The sequence below is a fragment of the Microbacterium sp. EST19A genome (genome assembly GCF_019969685.1).
Taxonomy (GTDB): Bacteria; Actinomycetota; Actinomycetes; order Actinomycetales; family Microbacteriaceae; genus Microbacterium.
In genome coordinates, this window is sequence record NZ_JAHXYZ010000001.1 from 54,409 (window position 1) to 75,155 (window position 20,747).

Genomic DNA, 20,747 nt, shown 5'->3' on the forward strand with positions numbered 1-20,747 from the left:
GACGGATCGAGGGAAAGGATCCGCGAAACGTCACACTCTCCGCGAAACGTCGGGGACGACGAGGGCGATCGCCGTGACGGAGATGCCTTCCCCGCGCCCAGGGAACCCGAGCCCATCCGTCGTCGTGGCCGTCACTGTCACCGGAGCACCTCCGAGGGCTGCGGACAGCACCGCCTCGGCCTCGGCCCGGCGGCCGCTGAATCGCGGCCGGTTCCCCTGGAACTGCGCCGAGACGTTGCCGATCACATAGCCGGCCTCCGCCAGCAGCTCGTGGGTGCGGGCGAGGAAGACGTCGGCGTGCGCGCCGGCGTACTCCGGATGCGCGGTGCCGAAGTGCTCTCCGATGTCGCCGAGGCCCGCAGCGCCGAGCAGCGCGTCGACGATCGCATGCGCGACCGCGTCGCCGTCGGAGTGCCCGGACAGCGGCTGCTCCCCCGGCCACTCCAGCCCGGCGAGCCACAGGTCGCCCTCGCCGCCGAAGGCGTGCACATCCGTTCCGAGGCCGACACGAGGCAGGCCGATGACGGAGGGCCGCCGTGCGGACGTCGCGACAGCCGGACCCGCGGCTGCCGCCAGCAGGTGGCGTGCGCGCTCGAGGTCGGCGGGCGTCGTGATCTTGAACGCGAGCTCGGAACCGTCGACATGACGCACGGGATGCCCGGAAGCTGCGAACAGCGCCGCGTCGTCGGTGTACTCGATGCCGGAGGCGAACGCCGCCGCATACGCCTTCTCGAGGAGAGCCCGGGGGAATCCCTGCGGAGTCTGCGCCGCCGCGAGCTCCGCGCGGTCCACGGGTCCGACGACTGCATCGGCCTCGACCCGCTTGAGGGTGTCGACCACAGGAAGAGCCGGGATGACGCCGGTCTCGGTCGTCACGGCGGCGACGACGGCGTCGATCTGAGTCGGCGGCGTGAGCGCGCGGGCGGCGTCGTGCACGAGCACGGTCGTCACGTCGCCCCACAGCGCAGCGAGTCCGGCGGCGACCGACTGCTGGCGGGTCGAGCCCCCGGTGACGACGCGGCCGAGATCGCGGCGGTCGCCCGCGGCCGCTTCGAGCTCGGCCTCCGCGTCGCCCTCGTGCCCGGCGGGTGCGACGACAATCACCTGGGCAGGCGCCGCGGCGAAGACGCCGTCGAGCGCATGCCGGAGGATCGAGTGCACGTCGATGCCGACCAGCGCCTTCGGCGCCCCGGCGTCCAGACGGGTGCCGGAGCCCGCAGCGACGACGATGATCGCGGTGTCGGGAACGGGGAGCAGAGTCACCGTCTCACGCTACCGCGTGGGCGGGGACGACGAAGGGGCGGATGCGAGCCGCATCCGCCCCTTTCGTGAAAAGCACTCAGGACGCGAGGACCTCGTCGAGCAGAGCGCCCGCCTTGTCTTCGTCGGTCTTCTCCGCGAGCGCGAGCTCCGAGATGAGGATCTGACGCGCCTTGGCCAGCATCCGCTTCTCTCCTGCGGAGAGGCCACGGTCCTGATCACGACGCCACAGGTCGCGGACGACCTCGCTCACCTTGATCACATCGCCGGAGGCGAGCTTCTCGAGGTTCGCCTTGTAACGACGCGACCAGTTGGTCGGCTCCTCCGTGAACGGCGCGCGCAGCACCTCGAACACGTGGTCGAGGCCCTCCTTGCCGATCACGTCGCGAACGCCGACGAGGTCGACATTCTCAGCCGGGACCTCGATGATGAGATCACCCTGCGTGACGTTGAGCTTCAGATATTTCTTCGCCTCACCCTTGATGATGCGTTCCTTGACCTCGATGATGGTCGCGGCGCCATGGTGCGGATAGACGACTGTCTCGCCAACCTCAAAAAGCATAAAAACGTGTCCTTTCGGCAACCTCAAGGATACCACAGGGAATATGCGCTAAGGTTCGCGCCTCAGCCGCTCGGAGGCCGTCGCCGCTTACCCGTAGAATGGTTGGCGGATACCCCGCCGGACCTCAGGAGGACCCGTGAAATCGCGCCTTGTTGCGTCTGCCGCCCTCAGCGCGCTCGTTCTGCTCGGTGCGACCGGGTGCACGTTCATCACCCCGCAGTCGACGCAGATCGAGTACCCCGCGTCCGACGGCGTGAACGTCTCCGACGCCGACGGTCCGCTCGACGTCCGCAACGCGTTCATCGTCGCCACGGAGGACGGCTCGGTGGGCAACTTCATCGCCGCGATCGTGAACCCGACCGACGAGAAGGCCACCCTCACCATCACGCTTGTGGGGATCGATCCGTTCACGGTCACCGTTCCGGCCGGCGAGACCGTGAGCCTCGGAGCCAACGCCGACCCGCTGCGTGTCGTCGACCTCGACACGAAGCCGGGCGCGACCATCGAGGTGCACTTCCAGTCGGGCGATTCCACCGGCGTCAAGACCGAGGTGCCCGTCCTCGACGGCTCCCTTCCCTACTACGCGGACCTTGTCCCCGACGTCAGCGAGCGCGCATCGCAGCCGACTCCGGAGCCGACGCCGACCGACACCGCCGCACCCGCACCCGCGGAGTGATCCGTCGCTGACGGAGACGCAGAGAGAGGCCGGTACCCCTGGGGGTGCCGGCCTCTCTCGTCGTGCTGCGGGTCCGCTCGGGCTCAGCCCTCGAAGCGGTAGCCCAGGCCGCGCACGGTGACGAGCATCACCGGCTCGCTCGGATTCTCCTCGATGCGCGAGCGGATGCGCTTGATGTGCACGTCGAGCGTCTTCGTGTCGCCGAAGTAGTCGCTCCCCCACACCCGGTCGATGAGCTGCCCGCGGGTCAGGACGCGGCCTGAGTTGCGCATCAGCACCTCGAGCAGCTCGAATTCCTTGAGCGGCATGTTGATCTGGGCGCCGGCGACCGCGACGGTGTGACGGTCGATGTCGAGTGAGACGCGTCCGCCGTCGAGCACCCGCTCGTCCAGCTCGCTCTCGGCCTGGACGACGCGACGGAGCACGGCCCGCATCCGGGCGAGCAGCTCGCGCGAGGAATACGGCTTGGTGATGTAGTCGTCGGCGCCCAACTCGAGCCCCACCACGATGTCGACCTCGGAGTCCTTGGCCGTGAGCATGATGATCGGCACGGCCGATGTGGACCGGATCTGACGGCACACCTCGGTGCCCGGCATGCCGGGCAGCATCAGATCGAGCAGGATGATGTCGGCGCCGCGCTCGCGGAACGCCGTGAGAGCGCCTGGTCCGTCCTCCGAGATCTCCACGTCGTACCCCTCACGGCGGAGCAGGTAGGCGAGCGGGTCGGCGAGGTCGGGCTCGTCTTCGACCAGAAGGATGCGGGTCATGCTCTCTCTCCGTTTCGAACGCGGGCGGATGCTGCGGCTTTGGCCGCCTTCCGCGCGCGCTTCTTCTTGCTCTTCTTGTCCGAGTCGACGTGCCCGGGAGTCTCGATCCGGGGAAGCCGGATGGTGAAGGTGGAGCCGCGCCCCGGACGGGACCACAGACGGACTTCGCCGCCGTGTCGCTGCGTGGCGTGCTTGACGATCGACAGCCCGAGGCCGGTGCCGCCGGTGCGTCGTGAACGGGCCTCGTCGGCACGGTAGAACCGTTCGAAGATGCGCTCCCGGTCCGCTTCGGAGATGCCGATGCCCTGATCGGACACGGCGATCTCGACGATCTCTCCGTCGGCCTTGACCCCCACGCCCACACGCGAACCGCGAGGCGAGTACACGATGGCGTTGGCGATGAGGTTGCCGACCGCCTCGACGAGGATCTGCGCGTCTCCGCGTACCCAGATGCCGCGATCGCCTCCGCGGGCGAGCTCGACCCCGGCGGAGTCGGCCTGCACCACGTGCGCCTCGATCGAAGAGGCGATCACCTCGTCGATGGCGAGAGGGGCGACCTCGGTGAGTCCGTCTTCGGCCTGCAGCCGCGACAGGCTCATGATGCGGCCGGTGAGTTGCCCGAGTCGTCCTGCTTCAGCGGAGATCCGCGCGGCGAAGATGCGCACCTGCGCGGGATCGTCGGCGGCGGATTCGATGGCCTCGGCGAGGAGGCTGACCGCGCCCACCGGCGTCTTCAGCTCATGACTGGTGTTCGCCACGAAGTCGCGGCGCATCTGGTCGAGGCGCTCCTGCTCGGTGACGTCGCGGATGATCAGCAGCACCAGCCGTGCGGCGATCACGCTCGCGCGGGCCGAGACGAGCCGCGGGTCCAGGCTCAGACCCCCGCGGGTGATGCGGAAGGAATCAGTCCGAGAGCCGCCGGCCGCCTTCACCCCTCGCACCAGCTGACGCAGCTCCGGGTTGTCGAGGGTCGATCCCACCTCGATGCCGAAGCGTGTCGCGGCCTGGGATGCCGCGAGGACCAGCCCGGAGGAATCCACGACGCACGCCGCGTCGTCCATGCTGCCGAGGACGTCGTTGATGCCGGCCGGGATCTCGAGCGAGGTCTCCTCCTCGGCCCTGGCGCGTGCCCGGTACGCCCACACCACCAGGAGGGAGAGGCCGATGCCGATCACCAGCCCGATGGCGAGCGAAGACAGCGCGAGCTGCGGCAAGGTCATGACACCAGCGTAGAGTGCGTTCACCGCCCATCCGGCGGGTTTCTGCGCCCTGGCGGCAACGCGAGAAGTACTATTCACGTGCTGGGCACCGTTCGTTAACCTTCGGAGCACACAATCTCTTCGGGCCTGTGCGGGAGTGCAGACCCGCTCCCGTGCGGACGAACCGCCGTCTCGCGCCGTGCACACAGCCGAGATCCGAATGAAAGGGTGCGCCCCACCATGCGCGAAGTCTTCCACCAGTCCCTCGAGGACCTGCAGTCCCAGCTCGTGGAGATCGCCGACCTCGTCACGATCGCGATCGACAAAGCCACGCGCTCCTTCGCCACCAGCGATGTCGCCCTGGCCGAAGAGGTCATCGCCGACGACGCCAAGATCGACGCGTTGGCCGTCACGCTCGACGAGCAGGCCATCGAGATCCTCGCCCGCCAGCAGCCGGTCGCGCGCGACCTGCGCATCGTCGTGACCGCGCTGCGTGTGAGCGCGTCGCTGGAGCGCATGGGCGACATGGCCGAGCACATCTCCCAGCTCGCGCGTCTCCGCTTCCCCGAGCGCGCCATCCCGAAGGGCCTCAAGGGCACGTTCGTGAAGATGGGCGAGCTGGATGTCGAGATCTCCCGCACGCTCTCCGAGCTGCTGCGCACAGGCGACCTGCGCTTCGCCGACACGATCCGCAACGCGGACGACGACGTCGACGAGCTGCACGCCAACGTGTTCGAGAAGGTGCTCAGCGACAACTGGAAGGGTGAGACGACCGCCACGGTCGACGCCACGCTCGCCAGCCGGTACCACGAGCGCTTCGCCGACCACGCGGTCGCGATCGCCAAGAAGATGGTCTACCTCGCGACCGGCGACTGGCAGGTCTCCGAGGCCGAGATCGCCCTCGCCGTCGAGCAGCAGCAGGAGCTCGGGCACGCCTAATCCCTGCACACACGAGAAGGGGCGGATGCTGTCAGCATCCGCCCCTTCTCGTGTCGGCCTGAAGGCCTACTTCTTGCCCTGCGCGGCGACCGCGGCGGCGCCGGCGGCAGCGGCCTCGGGGTCGAGGTAGCGGCCCGGGCCGGTCGGGACGTTGTTCTCGTCGAGCTCGTAGACCAGTGGGATGCCGGTCGGGATGTTCAGCTCGGCGATGTCGTCGTCGCCGATGCCCTCCAGGTGCTTCACGAGCCCGCGCAGCGAGTTGCCATGCGCCGTGACGAGCACGGTCTTGCCGGCCTCGAGGTCGGGGACGATCGCGCTGTCCCAGTACGGCAGCAGGCGGTCGATCACGAGCTTGAGCGACTCGGTGCGCGGCACCTCGCCGTCGATGCCGGCGTAGCGGGCGTCGCCGACCTGGCTGAACTCGCTCGCGTCATCGAGCGGGGGCGGCGGCACGTCGAAGGAGCGGCGCCACAGCTGGAACTGCTCGGGACCGAACTCTTCGAGCGTCTGCGCCTTGTCCTTGCCCTGCAGCGCACCGTAATGGCGCTCGTTCAGCCGCCACGACCGGGTCACCGGGATCCACAGGCGATCGGCGGCGTCGAGCGCGATGTCGGCCGTCTGGATCGCACGGCTCAGCAGCGACGTGTGCAGGACATCGGGGAGGATGCCGGCCTCGGCGAGCAGCTCGCCGCCGCGGCGGGCCTCGCCCTTGCCCTGCTCGGTCAGGCGGACGTCCACCCAGCCGGTGAAGAGGTTCAGTTCGTTCCACTCGCTCTGGCCGTGGCGGAGCAGGATCAAAGTGCGGGTCGCAGTCATGCCGCCAGTTTATCCGCGCCGACCGCTCCGGATTGATCCCGAGACGCATCGAGGCGAGAGGATTGACGCATGGCGTCATCTCCCCTCGGCCGGCCCACGCGTGGCACGACCGGGACGAACCGGCTGCGCCGCAACGACCGATGGATCGCGGCGAGTCCGGCGTTCCGCCGAGCCGACGACCCGCTCGTGGTCGACCTCGGCTACGGAGCGAGCGGTGTCACGGCTTTCGAGCTGGCCGCACGGCTGCGCCGCACCCGATCGGATGCCGAGGTGCGCGGCCTCGAGATCGACCCCGTCCGGGTCGCGACCGCCGACGCCCAGCTGGCCGAACTGCGGGCGGGTCGTACCGGTTTCCCCCGCGACCTCCGGGTCTCCTTCGCCCGAGGGGGCTTCGAGGTCCCGCTCCTCGACGGGCGGCATCCGGCGGTGATCCGGGCGATGAACGTGCTGCGGCAGTACGACGAGGAGGACGTGTCGGCGGCCTGGCGCAGGATGGCCGCGAGGCTGGCACCCGACGGCCTGCTCGTCGAGGGCACCTGCGACGAGATCGGGCGCGTGGCGAGCTGGGTCGATGTGCGGCCGGACGGTGCGCCGGTGCGGTTCACGATCTCGCTGCGCCTGGCCGGGTTGGAGCACCCGAGCATCGTCGCCGAGCGGCTGCCCAAGGCACTGATCCACCGCAACGTGCCGGGCGAGCGGATCCACGCGCTGCTGATCGACCTCGACCGCGAGTGGGATCGCGCGGCAGCGCTGGCGACCTTCGGGGCCACGCAGCGCTTCCTGGCGACGGTCACGGCTCTGCGCGATCAGGGCTGGCCGGTGCGCGGCGGGCGCACGCGCTGGCGCCTCGGCGAGCTCACGCTGCCGTGGGAGTCGGTCGCTCCCGCCACGGATCGCTGAGCACCCTTCGTCTCGCTCCGCTCGCTCCGGAACCGGCGAAGGGTCTAGGCGCTGCGGGGGTCGGGCGCGGAAGGACGACGCGACAGCCGCGTGAGTCGCGGGATGTCGGCGGTGGCACCGGCGTCGGCCGGCACGATCACCTGCTGCGAGGCGGCGATGTCGATCCCGTCGGCTCGCACGAGGAGATCGCCGATGGGTGCCCGCCGCGCGAGGATCGCGAGTGCGATCGGTCCGTCCTCATGGTGACGCGCGGCCGAGGTCACGTGGCCGATCTCGTCGTCGCCGGCGAACACCGGAGCACCGGGCTCCGGCAGCACGGCGTCGCTGCCGTCGAGCTGGAGGGCGGCGAGCCGGCGCGGCGGATGCCCGAGGTTGTGCACCTTGGCCACGGTCTCCTGGCCCCGGTAGCACCCCTTGCTCAGGTGCACGGCGGTGCGGATCCAGTCGGACTCGTGCGGAAGAGACCTGTCGTCCACCTCTGCCGCCCATCGGGGACGCCAGGCCGCGATGCGGAGCGCCTCGGCCGCCAGGAGACCTGCGGCGGCTTCCGGGTCGAGGCCTGCGGCGAGCGCGTCCGCGGCTTCCGGCGACAGGATGGCGACGCGCCAGGCAAGAGCGGCACCGGGGTGGTCGAGGATCTCGGCGTACTGATGCCCGCCGAGCGCGACGTGCTGCCAGGGGTCTTCCCACACCAGCGGGACGCGGTCGTCTGCGGCGGCCGCGGCATGCACGGACCGCGCGGCGGCGCCCCCGTCGACGAAGCCGACGAGCACCAGCTCGGGGCGCACATCGACGGTGGCCTGCGTGCGGAACTTCATCCGCGTCAGCCAGGTCGCGAGCGCCTCGGCATCCGCCGCATCGGCGATCAGCCAGGTCGAGCTGCCGTCGTCGACGACGCCCGCGGCGTGCTCGACGCGGCCCTGCGGATCGAGCACCAGGAGTTCTGTGCTGTCTCCGGCGCTCAGGCGGCCGACGGACTGCGAGGTGATCGAGTCGAGCCAGCCGAGCCGCTCGGGACCGGCGACCTCGATGACCGTGCGGTCGTCGAGCGCGACGACGGCGTCACCGGCGGCGAGACGGCGCTGCTCGCGGAAGGGGGCGCCGAAGTGAGCGATGCCGTGCTCGCCGGCAACGGCTCCGGGAAGGCTCTCGAACATGCCCATGTCGGATGCCGCCCGTCTCAGACCTTGGCCAGGCGCGCGGAGGCATGCGCACGCAACGGTGTGCCGAGGGCCGCGATGTCCCACGCCCACAGCAGGTGGTTGTCGACCAGGCCGTACATGCGCGACGCCGCGCCGTACTCCTTGGCGCCGGCGGCCCGGATCACGGCGTCCGAGGCGATGTCGACGCGCGGGCCGTTGATCTCGCCGAGGTAGAACTCGAGCATGCCGTCGGAGTGGGCGAGCGAGACTTCGATCGGGAACGCCCCGTTCTCTCCGCGCAGGCTCTCGACGTCGTCGACCGTGCGCGTGACGACCGGACCCTGCGGGGGCAGCAGCCCCGGCCCGGCATCCGCCGCTGTCGCCGGACGCGCGAGACGCCAGAACCCGATCTCGGCCGTCAGCGGGATCGACACCGCGTGGTCGTCACCCGTGAACGTCGCGGTGGAGGAGTAGTTGAGGAACGGACCGCCGTCGTGGCTGAAGCTCACCCGTTGCGTGAACTCGCCCTGCAGCCGTTCTTCATCGACGGGGTAGTCGATGACACCGGTCCCCTCCCACACGCCGATCAGCCACGAGAGCGGAACGAGCTCGGCGGGGAGGTCTGTGGGCAGTTCGATCACGATGCGTCAGCGCTGGCCGCGGAAGAGGTTGCGCAGAACCACCGCCGAGACGAAGACGATAGCGAGGCTCGCGAGGCCCAGCAGGCCGATGAAGAAGATTTCGAGCGCCATGAGGTCCATGCCCTCCACCTTACCGCGCCGGGCGGCGCTCCGGCTCAGGACGGGAGCAGGGCGGCGATGCCGAATCCGATGGAGATCAGACCCATCAGCATCAGCGATCCGACGATGCTGCCCGCCACACGGAAGATGAACCCCTGGGTCCGGCCGTACCAGAGCTGCACGGTGAACGAGAGGAGCACGACACCCCCGAAGGCGACCAGCATCCAGGGCACCCGCCACTCCTCGGGCACGAAGATGCCGACGGCCACGGTCGCGATGAAGGCCGTGGCCCACACGACGATCACGCCGACGAAGGCATTACGCGGTGCGAGTGCTGGTTCGGACATGACACCATTGTTGCGCATCCGCTGCCGGTATCATGGCGGCACGGCGTCGACTTCCGCGCCGGTGAGGAGTGCGCGTGGCCCTGGTGCTGGTTCTGACCAACGCTCCGCTCTCGGAGCAGGTGCTTCCCGCGTTCGAGCTGCTGAGCCATCGCGTCCGTCAGATCCCGGCGGAACCCGCGCAGCTCGTCAGCGCCCCGGATTACGACGTCGTGGTCGTCGACGGCCGCCACGACCTGGTCGGGGCGAAGTCGCTGTGCCGGCTTCTGCGGGCGACCGGGCAGGATGCGCCGCTCCTCCTCGTCGTCACCGAGGGCGGTATGAGCGCGCTCTCCGGAGACTGGGGGATCGACGACGTCCTGCTCTCCACGGCGGGACCGGCCGAGATCGACGCGCGCGTCCGCCTCGGGCTCGCCCGTCGCGACGAGGTCGCCGAGCCCTCGCGGGTGCAGGCGTCCGGCGTCACGATCGACGAGCAGTCCTACTCCGCCAAGCTGCGCGGCAAGCCCCTGGATCTCACGTATAAGGAGTTCCAGCTGCTGCACTTCCTCGCGACGCACCCCTCGCGCGTTTTCACCCGCGAGCAGCTCCTCAGCGAGGTGTGGGGCTACGACTACTTCGGCGGCACCCGCACGGTCGACGTGCACGTGCGGAGGCTGCGGGCGAAGCTGGGCGACCAGGAGCAGATCATCGGCACCGTCCGCAACGTCGGCTATCGGTTCAACGTCTACGAGGACGAGAGCGTGTCGGCGACGGCCGCAGCGCGATAACGGATCGGGTCCGTTCACACGCGCGTCACCTCGCGGTGCTTAGATGTAGCCATGATCGATCCCGCTCTCACCGACGCTGGTCTCGGTGATGCCGAAGACGACGACTTCGATGCCATCGAGGCCCCCGATGCCCAGCTCCCCGACCACCGCTACCTGGATCGCGAGCTGAGCTGGCTGGCGTTCAACCAGCGTGTCCTGGAGCTGGCCGAGGATCCGTCGCTGCCCGAGCTCGAGCGCGCGAACTTCCTGGCGATCTTCGCGAGCAACCTCGACGAGTTCTTCATGGTCCGCGTCGCCGGCCTGAAGCGCCGCATCATGACCGGCCTCGCCGTGCCCACGAACATCGGCCGCTCCCCCGTCGACGCCCTCGCCGACATCTCGCGCGAGGCGCACGCCCTGCAGCTGCGTCACGCGGCCGCCTGGACCGATCTCGTCCGTCCCGCCCTCGCGGATGCCGGCATCGAGATCACCGACTGGTCCGAGCTCACCGAAGAGGAGCACTCCGCGCTGTCGGATTACTTCGGCGCCCAGGTCTTCCCCGTGCTGATGCCGCTGGCCGTCGACCCGGCTCACCCCTTCCCGTACATCTCCGGCCTGTCGCTGAACCTCGCGATCCGCATCCGCAACGCCCGCACCGGTCGCCAGGAGTTCGCGCGCCTCAAGGTGCCGCCGATGCTTCCGCGGTTCGTCGAAGTGCCCGGCAACAGCGAGATCAAGCGGTTCCTGCGCCTGGAAGAGCTGATCGCCAACCACCTCGGCGACCTGTTCCCCGGCATGGAGGTGCTCGACCACCATGCGTTCCGGCTCACCCGCAACGAAGACGTCGAGATCGAGGAGGACGAGAGCGAGAACCTCATCCAGGCGCTCGAGGCCGAGCTCCTGCGGCGTCGGTTCGGTCCGCCGATCCGCCTCGAGATCACCGACGACATGGACGAGGTCACGATGGACCTGCTCGTGCGCGAGCTCGACATCACCGACCTGGAGGTGTACCGGCTCCCGGGTCTGCTCGATCTGCGCGGCCTGTTCGACCTCTCCCGCATCGATCGGCCCGACCTGCGCTACCCGCCGCACCTGCCGACCACCGCGGTCGCCTTCCAGCCGACGGGATCGAACACCCGCGCCGACATCTTCAAGGCGATCCGCAAGTCCGACGTGCTCGTGCACCACCCGTACGAGTCGTTCACGACGAGCGTGCAGGCGTTCCTCGAGCAGGCCGCGCGCGACCCGCACGTGCTGGCGATCAAGCAGACCCTGTATCGCACGTCCGGCGACAGCCCGATCGTGCAGGCCCTCATCGACGCCGCCGAGTCCGGCAAGCAGGTGCTCGCGCTGGTCGAGGTGAAGGCGCGATTCGACGAGGCGAACAACATCGTCTGGGCACGCAAGCTCGAGAAGGCCGGCGTGCACGTCGTGTACGGCCTGGTCGGACTGAAGACGCACTGCAAGCTCGCCCTCGTCATCCGCGAGGAAGACGGCAAGCTCCAGCACTATTCGCATGTCGGCACGGGCAACTACAACCCGAAGACCAGCCGCATCTACGAGGACTTCGGGCTGTTCACCGCCGACGCGCAGGTCGGCAAGGACCTCACGCGTCTGTTCAACGAGCTCAGCGGCTACGCGATCGAGAAGAAGTTCAAGCGCCTGCTCGTCGCACCGCTGCACCTCCGCAAGGGTCTGGTGCGCCAGATCGACGCCGAGCGCAAGAACGCCGAGGCCGGCAAGCCCGCGCACATCCGCATCAAGGTCAACTCGATGGTCGATGAGGAGATCATCGACGCGCTCTACCGCGCCAGTGCCGCCGGCGTGAAGGTCGAGGTGTGGGTGCGCGGCATCTGCAGCCTGCGGACCGACCTCGACGGCATCAGCGACAACATCACGGTGCGCAGCATCCTCGGACGCTACCTCGAGCACTCCCGCATCTTCGCGTTCGAGAACGACGGCGACCCGCAGGTGTACATCGGCAGCGCCGACATGATGCACCGCAACCTCGACCGCCGTGTCGAGGCGCTGGTGCGCGTGACCGACCCCGATCACCTGAAGGAGCTCCTGTCGTTCTTCGACCTCGCCATGGACGCCGGCACCACCTCGTGGCATCTCGGCACCGACGGCGTGTGGACGCGGCACGCCGAGGATGCCGAGGGCAAGCCGCTCGTCGACCTGCAGGATAAGACCATGGGGTTGATCCAGCGGCGCCGTCGCGCGCGGGCGGTGCGATGACGGTCCGGCAGGAGCAGCAGGCCCGGGCGGCGCGCACACCGCCGCCCGCCTCGAAGTGGACCGACAAGGCGGTCTACGCCGCGGGGGCCGTCGTCTGGCGCCTCGTCGACGGGAAGCTCCGGATCCTGCTGATCCACCGCACGAAGTACCGGGACGTCACGCTGCCCAAGGGCAAGGTCGACCCGGGCGAGATGCTCGCCGAGACCGCCGTGCGCGAAGTGCACGAGGAGACCGGCATCCGGGTGTCGCTGGGCGTGCCCGTCGGCGTGAGCCGGTACCACCTCGCCTCGCAGAAGCAGAAGGTCGTGCACTACTGGGCCGCCGAGGCGACCGACGACGCCATCCGCGCGTCCACGTTCGTGCCGAACCGAGAGATCGCCGCGGTCGAATGGGTGAGCGCCAAGAAGGCGCGGGAGCGCCTCAGCTACCCGGTCGATCTCGAGATCCTCGACTTCTTCACGAACCTCGTCGACGACGGCGTGCTGCGCACCTTCCCCGTCGTCGTGCTGCGGCACGCGAAGGCCCTCTCCCGCTCGGAATGGGACGGTGCGGATGCCGCGCGCCCGCTGGCCGAGCGCGGGCGGACGCAGGCGAAGTCGATCGTCGGTCCTCTGCGCGCGTTCGGCGCGCGCAAGATCGTCACCAGCGACGCCGTGCGCTGCGTCGAGACCGTGAAGCCCCTCGCCCGGGAACTCGACCGCAAGATCGTGAAGACCGAGAAGATCAGTCAGGACGCCTGGGAGGACGGCACCTCCGACCTCCGTGCCGTCGTCGGACGACGCGTCCGCGCGGGCAAGCCCGCCGTGCTCTGCAGTCACGGACCGGTCCTGCCCGGCCTGCTGTCCGAGATCGCCCTCGCGACCGGCACCATCCAGGGGTCGTACCTCAGCAGCGCCGCCGACCTCGAGCCCGGGGCGTTCTCGGTCGTGCACCTGTCGGCGACCAATCCCGGCTCCGGCATCATCTCGATCGAGACGCACATCCCCAAGGTCTGACGCGTTCGCGTCCCCCGCAACCGCCTCGGTCCACCCCAGAGAGTCGCTCGTCGTTCACCTGCCGTTCACCTGTGCGGGAGAGTCTCGTTAACCGCCCGCCATAGCGTCACTGTGTGCCCTGCACCGGGCCTCACCCTTTCCCTGATCGAACGGATCCACAGTGAAGATCTCCCGAATCGCTCGCATCGGCGCCATCGGCGCCGTCGCTGCTCTCGCACTCGCCGGCTGCGCCGCGAACGAAGGCGGCACCGGCGGCTCCAGCGAAGAGCCCTCGGAGTCCACGCTCTCCGGCACCATCGACGCCACCGGCGCGTCGTCGCAGACCGCAGCCCAGGAGGCCTGGGTCGCCGCCTTCCAGACGGCCAACCCCGACGTCACCGTCAACTACGAGCCCACCGGTTCCGGAACGGGTCGCGAGAACTTCCTCGAAGGCGGCAGCAACTTCATCGGCTCCGACCGCGCCTTCAACGACGAGGAGATCGCCGCCGGCGGCTTCGGCGCCTGCACGACCGACGACATCGTCGAGGTCCCGCTCTACATCTCGCCGGTCGCCGTCGCCTTCAACCTCGAGGGCGTCGACACGCTGAACCTGGATGCCGCCACCATCGCGGGCATCTTCGCCGGCACGATCACCAACTGGAACGCTCCGGAGATCGCCGCCCTGAACGACGGCGTCGAGCTTCCCGACCTGGCGATCTCGCCGGTCCACCGCTCGGACCCCTCGGGCACGCAGGAGACCTTCACCAAGTACCTCAGCGCCACCGCGGGTGACGTCTGGACCTACGAGCCGGCCGACGTGTGGCCGATCGAGGGTGGCGAGGCCGCGCAGGGCACCTCCGGTGTCGTCCAGGCCATCGGCGCCGGCAACGGTGCGATCGGCTTCGCCGACGCATCGCAGGTCGGAGACCTCGGCCAGGTCCACGTGGGCGTCGGCGAGGACTTCGTCGCCTACTCCGCCGAGGCGGCCGCGAAGCTCGTCGAGAGCTCGCCGCTGGCCGAGGGCCGCGGCGAGGGCGACCTCGTCTTCGATGTCGACCCGGCCTCCGCCGCGGACGGCGCCTACCCGATCGCGCTGGTCAGCTACCTCATCGGCTGCGAGCAGTACGAGGACACCAACGTCGCGGAGCTCGTGAAGGAGTACTTCTCCTACATCGCGAGCGCCGAGGGCCAGGACGCCGCCGCGGACAACGCCGGCAGCGCCCCGATCTCGGACAGCCTGCGCGAGCAGGTCCAGGCCGCGATCGACCTGATCCAGGTCGGCTGATCCCGCCCACCGACTGACGGCGGTGCCCCCGCGTCCCGACCGGACGCGGGGGCTCCGCCAGGTCACCACCCGCTCCACCTCGACCCGGCCCGAAACAGGGAGATCATGAGCACGACCGCGCAGGCGCCGACACCGGCACCGACCAAGGCGCCGCCCGCACCGATCAAGGCCAAGCAGCGGCTCGGCGACCGGGTCTTCTCCGGTACGGCGCTCGGGGCGGGGATCATCATCCTCATCGTCCTCGCGCTCGTCGCCGCGTTCCTCGTCATCCAGAGCATCCCGGCCTTCGAACTCGACACGACCGGCAACCACATCCTCAAGGGCGAATCGTTCTGGGTGTACGTGTGGCCACTCGTCTTCGGCACGCTCTGGGCCTCGTTCATCGCCCTGCTCATCGCGGCACCGATCGCCATCGGCATCGCCCTCTTCATCTCGCACTACGCCCACCGGCGCCTCGCCGCCTTCCTCGGGTACATCATCGACCTGCTGGCCGCCGTGCCGTCGGTCGTCTTCGGCCTCTGGGGCGGCCTGGTGCTCGCCCCGCTGCTGCAGCCCATCTACGCCTGGCTGAACACCAACGCCTCCTGGGTGCCGTTCTTCCAGGGCCAGGTGTCGTCGACCGGCAAGACGATCCTCACCGCAGCCCTGGTGCTCTCGGTGATGTGCATCCCGATCATGACCGCGATCTGCCGCGAGGTCTTCCTGCAGACGCCGAAGCTCCACGAGGAGGCGGCGCTCGCGCTCGGCTCCACGCGCTGGGAGATGGTGCGGATGGCCGTGCTCCCCTTCGCTCGCGGCGGAATGGTCTCGGCCGCGATGCTGGCCCTCGGCCGCGCACTCGGCGAGACCATGGCCGTGACCATGGTGCTCTCCCCCTCAGCGGTCGTCAGCTTCCTCGTGCTGACCGCGACCAACCCGACGCCCATCCCGGCGAACATCGCGCTGGCCTTCCCCGAGGCGCACGGCACCGGCGTCAACACGCTGATCGCCACCGGCCTCATCCTCTTCGTCGTGACCTTCGCGGTCAATGCGCTGGCGCGCTGGATCGTCGCGCGCCGCGCCGAGTTCTCGGGAGCGAACTGACATGACCACCCTCACCGCCGCTCCCGTCACGCCGCACGCGGCCGCCCTCACATCCGGCAAGCTGCCGAAGTGGGCGCCCTGGGCGCTCCTCGGCGGATCCTTCGTCATCTCCGCCGCCGTCTTCGGCGTCGCCGCCGCCGGTGCCGACCTGGCCGACTTCAACATCGCCGGCACCGTGATCGTCGGCATCCTGCTGTACATGGTGATCATCACCGTGATCTCCTCGATCGTCGAGAGCCGCCGCAAGGCCGTCGACCGCCTGATGACCGCACTGGTCGCCACCGCGTTCCTCATCGCCCTGCTGCCGCTCATCTCGCTGCTGTGGACCGTCGTCGCCAACGGCATCGAAAGGTTCGACGCGGAGTTCTTCAGCTTCTCGATGCGCAACGTCGTCGGAGACGGCGGCGGCATCGTGCACGCGATCTGGGGAACGGTCCTGATCACGCTGACCGCGACGATCATCTCGGTGCCGATCGGGCTCATGACCTCCATCTACCTCGTCGAGTACGGCCGCGGCCGGATCGCGAAGGCGATCACGTTCTTCGTCGACGTGATGACCGGCATCCCGTCGATCGTCGCCGGTCTGTTCATCTACGCGGTGTTCGCGCTTCTGTTCAAGCCCGGCATCTCGATGGGCTTCATGGGCGCCCTCGCCCTCGCGGTGCTGATGACCCCGGTCGTCGTGCGAGGCAGCGAGGAGCTGCTGAAAATCGTTCCGAACGAACTCCGCGAGGCGTCGTACGCACTGGGCGTGCCGAAGTGGCTGACCATCCTGAAGGTGGTGCTGCCGACATCCATCGCCGGCATCACGACGTCGATCATGCTCGCCATCTCGCGCGTCATCGGAGAGACGGCCCCGCTGCTGCTCACCGCCGGCTTCACCCAGAGCCTCAACACGAACATCTTCAACGGCCAGATGATGACCCTGCCGGTGTTCGCCTACAACCAGTACATGAACCAGGGCACGAACCCGGATGCGGCAGTCGCCCGCGCCTGGGCCGCCGCCCTCACCCTCATCCTCATCGTCATGGTGCTGAACCTGCTCGCGCGTCTCATCGCGAAGCTGTTCGCCCCGAAGATGTCCGGCCGCTGAGCGCCCGACCACTCAGAACAGGAACCCACGTGTCCAAGAGCATCGAAGTCAACGACCTCAACGTCTACTACAGCAGCTTCCTCGCGGTCGAAGGGGTGTCGCTCGACATCCAGCCCCGCAGCGTGACCGCCTTCATCGGACCCTCCGGCTGCGGCAAGTCCACCTTCCTCCGCACGCTGAACCGCATGCACGAGGTCATCCCCGGCGCGCGCGTCGAGGGCGAGGTGCTGCTCGACGGCAAGGACCTCTACGGCCCCGGCGTCGACCCGGTGCTCGTGCGCCGGCAGGTCGGCATGGTGTTCCAGCGGCCGAACCCGTTCCCCACGATGTCCATCAAAGAGAACGTGCTCGCGGGCGTGAAGCTCAACAACAGCCGCATGTCGAAGAGCGACCAGGATGCCCTGGTCGAGAAGTCGCTGACGGGTGCGAACCTGTGGAACGAGGTCAAGGACCGTCTCGACCGCCCGGGATCCGGCCTCTCCGGCGGCCAGCAGCAGCGTCTGTGCATCGCGCGCGCGATCGCCGTGTCGCCCGAGGTGCTCCTGATGGACGAGCCCTGCTCCGCCCTCGACCCGATCTCGACCTACGCGATCGAGGAGCTGATCGGCGAGCTGAAGAACGAGTTCACGATCGTCATCGTGACGCACAACATGCAGCAGGCGAGCCGCGTCTCCGACAAGACGGCGTTCTTCAACATCGCCGGCACCGGCAAGCCCGGCAAGCTGATCGAATACGACGACACCACGTCGATCTTCACGACCCCGTCCGTGCAGGCCACCGAGGACTACGTCTCGGGTCGCTTCGGATGAGCTGAGAACCGCCACGGAAGGGCTCGGAGCTTCGGCTCCGGGCCCTTCGTGCGTCAGTCGCGCGGCGAAAGCAGGTAGGCGTTCAGCTCGTCGGTGAGCGCCTGGTCGACGGGCAGCGACACCCCGTCGACGGCGGTGATCGCGGCCGCGAGACGCACGCTCGACACGAGCCAGGCGGCATCCGCCCGGGGAAGATCGGATGCCGGGATGCGGTCGTAGCCCACCTCGAACCCACGCGCGGACAGGTGCTCGTAGACGCTCAGCTGCGTCGTGCCGTGCAGGATGCCGCCGTTCGGGGCCGGCGTCACGAAGCGGTCTCCGAAGCGCAGGATGAGCGACGCGGTCGGGGCCTCGAGCACGAAGCCGTCGCTGGACAGGAAGATCGCGTCGTCCGCGTCGCGGCGGTGCGCCTCTCGCAGCGCCGCCATGTTGACGGCGTACGACAGCGTCTTGGCGCCGAGCAGCAGCCACGGTGCCCGCTCTGCCGCTCCCAGGTCGTACCCGCGATCCAGGGTCACGACCCGCACGCCCTCGGCGCGCACGCGGGAGAAGTCGGCTGCCGGCGCGGCGGTGACCCAGGCGGTCGGGGTCGGTCCGTGCTCGACGCCGCGGCTGAGGATCAGTTTGATGACCGCCTCCCCCTCCCCGCACTGGCGGGCGGCCTCACCGATCGCTTGTCGCCACTGCGGCAGATGCGGTGCCGGGAGATCGCACAGTCGCGCCGAGTGCGCGAGCCGCTCGAGATGCGGCACGACCTCCTGCGCGTGTCCGTCGATGACCCCGATGGACTCGAAGACGCCGTCGCCGCGCTGGGTGCTGAGCTCCCCGACGCTCAGTGCGGGAGCCGCGGCATCCACCGTGGTGAAGGTGTCGCCGAAGTCGGAGCGGTCCTCGTCGGCCGCGACGGGATCGATCATGAGTGCGAAGCGCCGGTTCATGCTCCGAGCCTACGGTCAGGGAATACCGATCGGGGTCTCGCGTTATAATCGAATGGCCGGGCCGCATAACCCCGGGCTCCATTTTTTGCCGCTTTGAGCGGCCTTCCGCCGAGAGGCGTTCTTGCGGCCCGGTCTTTCTCTGTCCGGAGGGGTTCAGGCTCTGTCCGGCGGCGGTCAGGCTCTGTCCGGCCGCGGTCAGGCCAGGGAGCCCTGGCGCCAGAGCACGGCGGCGGCCGAGAGATCCTGGCCGTAGCTGCTGAGACGCAGGGCCCTCGTCGTGAGCTCGCTCGCGCGTGCCGGCTCGGTCGGCTCGTAGTCGTCGGCCGTGTGGGTCGCGCCTGATGCCTGCACGCGGCAGAACGCGGCGGCGCGATCGAGTGCGACGGCGAAGTCTCCACGGAACGCTCCGCGGAGGATCGTGTCGATGAGGGCGACGAGTTCGTCCGGTTCGGCCGGCGCCGGTGCACCCGCGATCACCACGTCTGCCGAATGCAGCTCGACCCGGCCTCTTTCGTAGAGCAGTGCTGCCGTGTGCGGGTCGCCGTGGATCGCCAGCTGCAGCACGTAGAGCCGCCACAGCGCACCCGGCAGCGTGCGCGACGGCGCCTGGGACCAGAGCTCTGCGATCTCGTCGATACCGTGCTCTGCGGTGAAAGCGACCAGCCGCTCGGCGCTCGCCCCGCTCTCGTCCGCGCGCACGCGGGTCAGCAGAGCGGAGGCCGTCGCGTGCGCGACCCGTGTCTCCTCGGCGGGATCGTGCGCGCCGACGATGTTGTCGAAGGCACTGGTCGGTCGACGGATGGGACGGCGATGCTGCTCGGGCATCGAACCAGGCTACCCGCGTTCCGAGCGGATCAGGCCGTGGGGATGACGATGAACGGGTCGCTGGTCGGCGTACCCGTGGGAGAGCCGCCTGCCTGCTCCACGGTGACCGCGATCACGTCGCCGGCGTGCATGTCGCCTTCGAGGGCTGCAGTGGCGCGACCGTCCTCGACCGCGAAGACACCGGCGGGAACAGCGGTCTCGCCGCGGACGAACCACAGCTCGTAGCTCTTGCCGTCGGCAGGTGCGGGGATGCCGTCGGTGACGAGCACCGCGGCTCCGGCCGACGCGGACCAGTGCGCCGTGGCCGTTCCGCCGTCGGCGAGCTCGACCGTGGCCTTCTGCGCATCGGGGGCCGACTGGATCTCCTGAAGCGCGACCACGGATGTCGGACGGTTCAGCTGCTGGTTGAGTGCGACGGCGCCGATTCCGACGCCCACGAGCACGGCGAGGCACGCGGCGAGCGCGAACACGGCGCGGCTCCAGCGGCGCGGAGCCGAGATGGACGACACGGGGTCGACACGCGGCAGCTCCTGGGCGGGTGCGGCGGGTGCAGCAGGGACCTCGCCCTGCGGGGTCACCGCGATCTGAGCGAGCAGCGCAGCGCGGATGCCGGCCGGCGGGGTCTCCGGAACAGTGGACAAGGAGAGCATCTCGGCGGTCTCGATGTCGGCTTCGGCGATGGCGCGCCACTCGGGGTGGGCGACGAGGGCATCGCGGAAGCGACGCTCGTCGTCGGGCGTCAGTGCGTTCATGGCGGCTCCTGCCGCGAGTTCTGCGAACTCCTGCTCGTTCATGCTGTCACCCCCATGGCTGCTCGAAGACGGGTGAGCCCGTCTCGCATTCGTGTCTTGATCGTCCCCAACGGTGCTCCCACGAGCACCGAAATCTCGTTCTGACTGTAACCGCCGTAATACGCGAGCACGAGCGCTTCTCGCTGCGCCTCCGGCAGCCCTGTGAGTGCTTCGACGACCTTCTCGCCGTCGATCCCGAGTTCGACCTGCTCGGCGACACTGTCGTGCGCCACGCCGATGTCCCTCAGACCCGCCCGCACATCACGGTCCGCACTGGATTGGGATGCACGCACCCGATCCACGGCCCGACGATGTGCGATTGTCATCACCCATGCTCGTCCTTGACCTCTGTTCGGAGCGAAGCGCGAAGCGGATTGCCAGATCTCGAGGAAAACTTCCTGCAGCACCTCCTCGCTCTGCGAACGGTTCACGAGCACGCGCAGGATGAGGCCGAAAACGCGGGACGAGAGCGAGTCGTAGAGCTCTGCGAAGGCCTGCTGATCACCGGCGGCGGTGCGGACGAGGAGGGTGGCGACGGCATCGTTCGCCGTCCCGTCCTCGGGCACTTCCATTCCATCGATGACCATCCCTACAAGCATGCCGCATCCCGTCCCCGA

At 69.1% G+C, this 20,747-nt stretch carries 22 protein-coding genes; 10 read left to right on the top strand and 12 right to left on the bottom strand.

The genetic code is table 11. The features are described 5' to 3' along the window. Positions 1-30: 30 nt before the first annotated feature. Positions 31-1,263, bottom strand: a complete 1,233-nt coding sequence (gene ispD, locus LC452_RS00305; protein ID WP_223622055.1) for a 2-C-methyl-D-erythritol 4-phosphate cytidylyltransferase — start codon at positions 1,261-1,263, stop codon at positions 31-33. Between the two features lie 76 nt (positions 1,264-1,339). Then, a complete protein-coding gene (locus LC452_RS00310; protein WP_017201416.1) occupies positions 1,340-1,822 on the bottom strand; it encodes a CarD family transcriptional regulator in 483 nt (160 codons plus the stop codon). Between the two features lie 136 nt (positions 1,823-1,958). Here LC452_RS00310 and LC452_RS00315 point away from each other — a divergent pair, with 136 nt between their 5' ends. Then, positions 1,959-2,498 carry a DNA modification methylase gene (locus LC452_RS00315; protein WP_223622056.1) on the top strand — a complete coding sequence of 180 codons (540 nt, stop codon included), beginning with the start codon at positions 1,959-1,961 and terminating at the stop codon, positions 2,496-2,498. Positions 2,499-2,581: 83 nt separating this feature from the next. On the opposite strand, the gene LC452_RS00320 is transcribed toward LC452_RS00315, so the two are convergent. Then, entirely contained in the window at positions 2,582-3,265 is a 684-nt protein-coding gene (locus LC452_RS00320) for a response regulator transcription factor (protein ID WP_223622057.1), read from the bottom strand. Next, positions 3,262-4,485: a cell wall metabolism sensor histidine kinase WalK gene (locus tag LC452_RS00325; RefSeq protein WP_223622058.1), complete on the bottom strand. Its 1,224-nt coding sequence runs from the start codon at positions 4,483-4,485 to the stop codon at positions 3,262-3,264. The genes LC452_RS00320 and LC452_RS00325 overlap by 4 nt, the downstream gene beginning before the upstream one ends. A 219-nt stretch (positions 4,486-4,704) precedes the next feature. On the opposite strand from LC452_RS00325, the gene phoU reads away from it, so the two are divergent. After that, on the top strand, positions 4,705-5,403 hold the full coding sequence (gene phoU / locus LC452_RS00330; protein ID WP_223622059.1) for a phosphate signaling complex protein PhoU: 699 nt from the start codon (positions 4,705-4,707) through the stop codon (positions 5,401-5,403). Between the two features lie 66 nt (positions 5,404-5,469). Here phoU and LC452_RS00335 read toward each other — a convergent pair whose 3' ends face one another. Then, a complete protein-coding gene (locus LC452_RS00335) occupies positions 5,470-6,219 on the bottom strand; it encodes a phosphoglyceromutase (protein WP_223622060.1) in 750 nt (249 codons plus the stop codon). Between the two features lie 69 nt (positions 6,220-6,288). Between LC452_RS00335 and LC452_RS00340 the strand changes: the two genes are divergently transcribed. Then, positions 6,289-7,119, top strand: coding sequence for a class I SAM-dependent methyltransferase (locus LC452_RS00340; protein ID WP_223622061.1), 831 nt, complete (start codon positions 6,289-6,291; stop codon positions 7,117-7,119). Between the two features lie 44 nt (positions 7,120-7,163). Here LC452_RS00340 and LC452_RS00345 read toward each other — a convergent pair whose 3' ends face one another. The 3 genes from LC452_RS00345 to LC452_RS00355 all read right to left on the bottom strand — a co-directional run bounded on the left by LC452_RS00345 (position 7,164) and on the right by LC452_RS00355 (position 9,348). Further along, entirely contained in the window at positions 7,164-8,282 is a 1,119-nt protein-coding gene (locus LC452_RS00345; protein ID WP_223622062.1) for a folate-binding protein YgfZ, read from the bottom strand. A gap of 17 nt (positions 8,283-8,299) precedes the next feature. Beyond that, positions 8,300-8,902 carry an FABP family protein gene (locus tag LC452_RS00350; protein WP_223622063.1) on the bottom strand — a complete coding sequence of 201 codons (603 nt, stop codon included), beginning with the start codon at positions 8,900-8,902 and terminating at the stop codon, positions 8,300-8,302. Positions 8,903-9,057: 155 nt separating this feature from the next. After that, positions 9,058-9,348, bottom strand: a complete 291-nt coding sequence (locus LC452_RS00355) for a hypothetical protein (RefSeq protein ID WP_223622064.1) — start codon at positions 9,346-9,348, stop codon at positions 9,058-9,060. Positions 9,349-9,422: 74 nt separating this feature from the next. Between LC452_RS00355 and LC452_RS00360 the strand changes: the two genes are divergently transcribed. The 7 genes from LC452_RS00360 (at position 9,423) to pstB (ending at position 17,576) form a co-directional block, all read left to right on the top strand. Further along, the gene (locus LC452_RS00360; protein ID WP_223622065.1) at positions 9,423-10,115 is read left to right on the top strand and encodes a response regulator transcription factor; all 693 of its coding nucleotides are present in this window, start codon (positions 9,423-9,425) and stop codon (positions 10,113-10,115) included. 51 nt (positions 10,116-10,166) lie between these two features. After that, on the top strand, positions 10,167-12,332 hold the full coding sequence (locus LC452_RS00365; protein ID WP_223622066.1) for an RNA degradosome polyphosphate kinase: 2,166 nt from the start codon (positions 10,167-10,169) through the stop codon (positions 12,330-12,332). Beyond that, positions 12,329-13,327 carry an NUDIX domain-containing protein gene (locus tag LC452_RS00370; RefSeq protein WP_223622067.1) on the top strand — a complete coding sequence of 333 codons (999 nt, stop codon included), beginning with the start codon at positions 12,329-12,331 and terminating at the stop codon, positions 13,325-13,327. The genes LC452_RS00365 and LC452_RS00370 overlap by 4 nt, the downstream gene beginning before the upstream one ends. A 160-nt stretch (positions 13,328-13,487) precedes the next feature. Further along, a complete protein-coding gene (locus LC452_RS00375; RefSeq protein ID WP_223622068.1) occupies positions 13,488-14,591 on the top strand; it encodes a phosphate ABC transporter substrate-binding protein PstS in 1,104 nt (367 codons plus the stop codon). A 105-nt stretch (positions 14,592-14,696) separates the two neighbouring features. Beyond that, complete coding sequence (pstC, locus tag LC452_RS00380; protein ID WP_223622069.1) at positions 14,697-15,674, top strand: phosphate ABC transporter permease subunit PstC; 978 nt, start codon at positions 14,697-14,699, stop codon at positions 15,672-15,674. Between the two features lies 1 nt (position 15,675). Next, the gene (gene pstA / locus LC452_RS00385) at positions 15,676-16,767 is read left to right on the top strand and encodes a phosphate ABC transporter permease PstA (protein WP_223622070.1); all 1,092 of its coding nucleotides are present in this window, start codon (positions 15,676-15,678) and stop codon (positions 16,765-16,767) included. Positions 16,768-16,796: 29 nt separating this feature from the next. Then, entirely contained in the window at positions 16,797-17,576 is a 780-nt protein-coding gene (gene pstB, locus LC452_RS00390) for a phosphate ABC transporter ATP-binding protein PstB (RefSeq protein WP_116635803.1), read from the top strand. Between the two features lie 53 nt (positions 17,577-17,629). On the opposite strand, the gene LC452_RS00395 is transcribed toward pstB, so the two are convergent. The 4 genes from LC452_RS00395 to sigK form a co-directional block, all read right to left on the bottom strand. Continuing rightward, positions 17,630-18,514 (bottom strand): aminodeoxychorismate lyase, encoded by an 885-nt coding sequence (locus tag LC452_RS00395; RefSeq protein WP_223622071.1) that lies wholly within the window; start codon positions 18,512-18,514, stop codon positions 17,630-17,632. A 195-nt stretch (positions 18,515-18,709) separates the two neighbouring features. Next, positions 18,710-19,339, bottom strand: a complete 630-nt coding sequence (locus tag LC452_RS00400; protein WP_223622072.1) for a DNA-directed RNA polymerase subunit beta — start codon at positions 19,337-19,339, stop codon at positions 18,710-18,712. Between the two features lie 29 nt (positions 19,340-19,368). Further along, positions 19,369-20,133 carry an anti-sigma factor domain-containing protein gene (locus LC452_RS00405; protein WP_223622073.1) on the bottom strand — a complete coding sequence of 255 codons (765 nt, stop codon included), beginning with the start codon at positions 20,131-20,133 and terminating at the stop codon, positions 19,369-19,371. Next, complete coding sequence (gene sigK / locus LC452_RS00410; RefSeq protein WP_223622074.1) at positions 20,130-20,729, bottom strand: ECF RNA polymerase sigma factor SigK; 600 nt, start codon at positions 20,727-20,729, stop codon at positions 20,130-20,132. The genes LC452_RS00405 and sigK overlap by 4 nt, the downstream gene beginning before the upstream one ends. Positions 20,730-20,747: the final 18 nt, after the last annotated feature.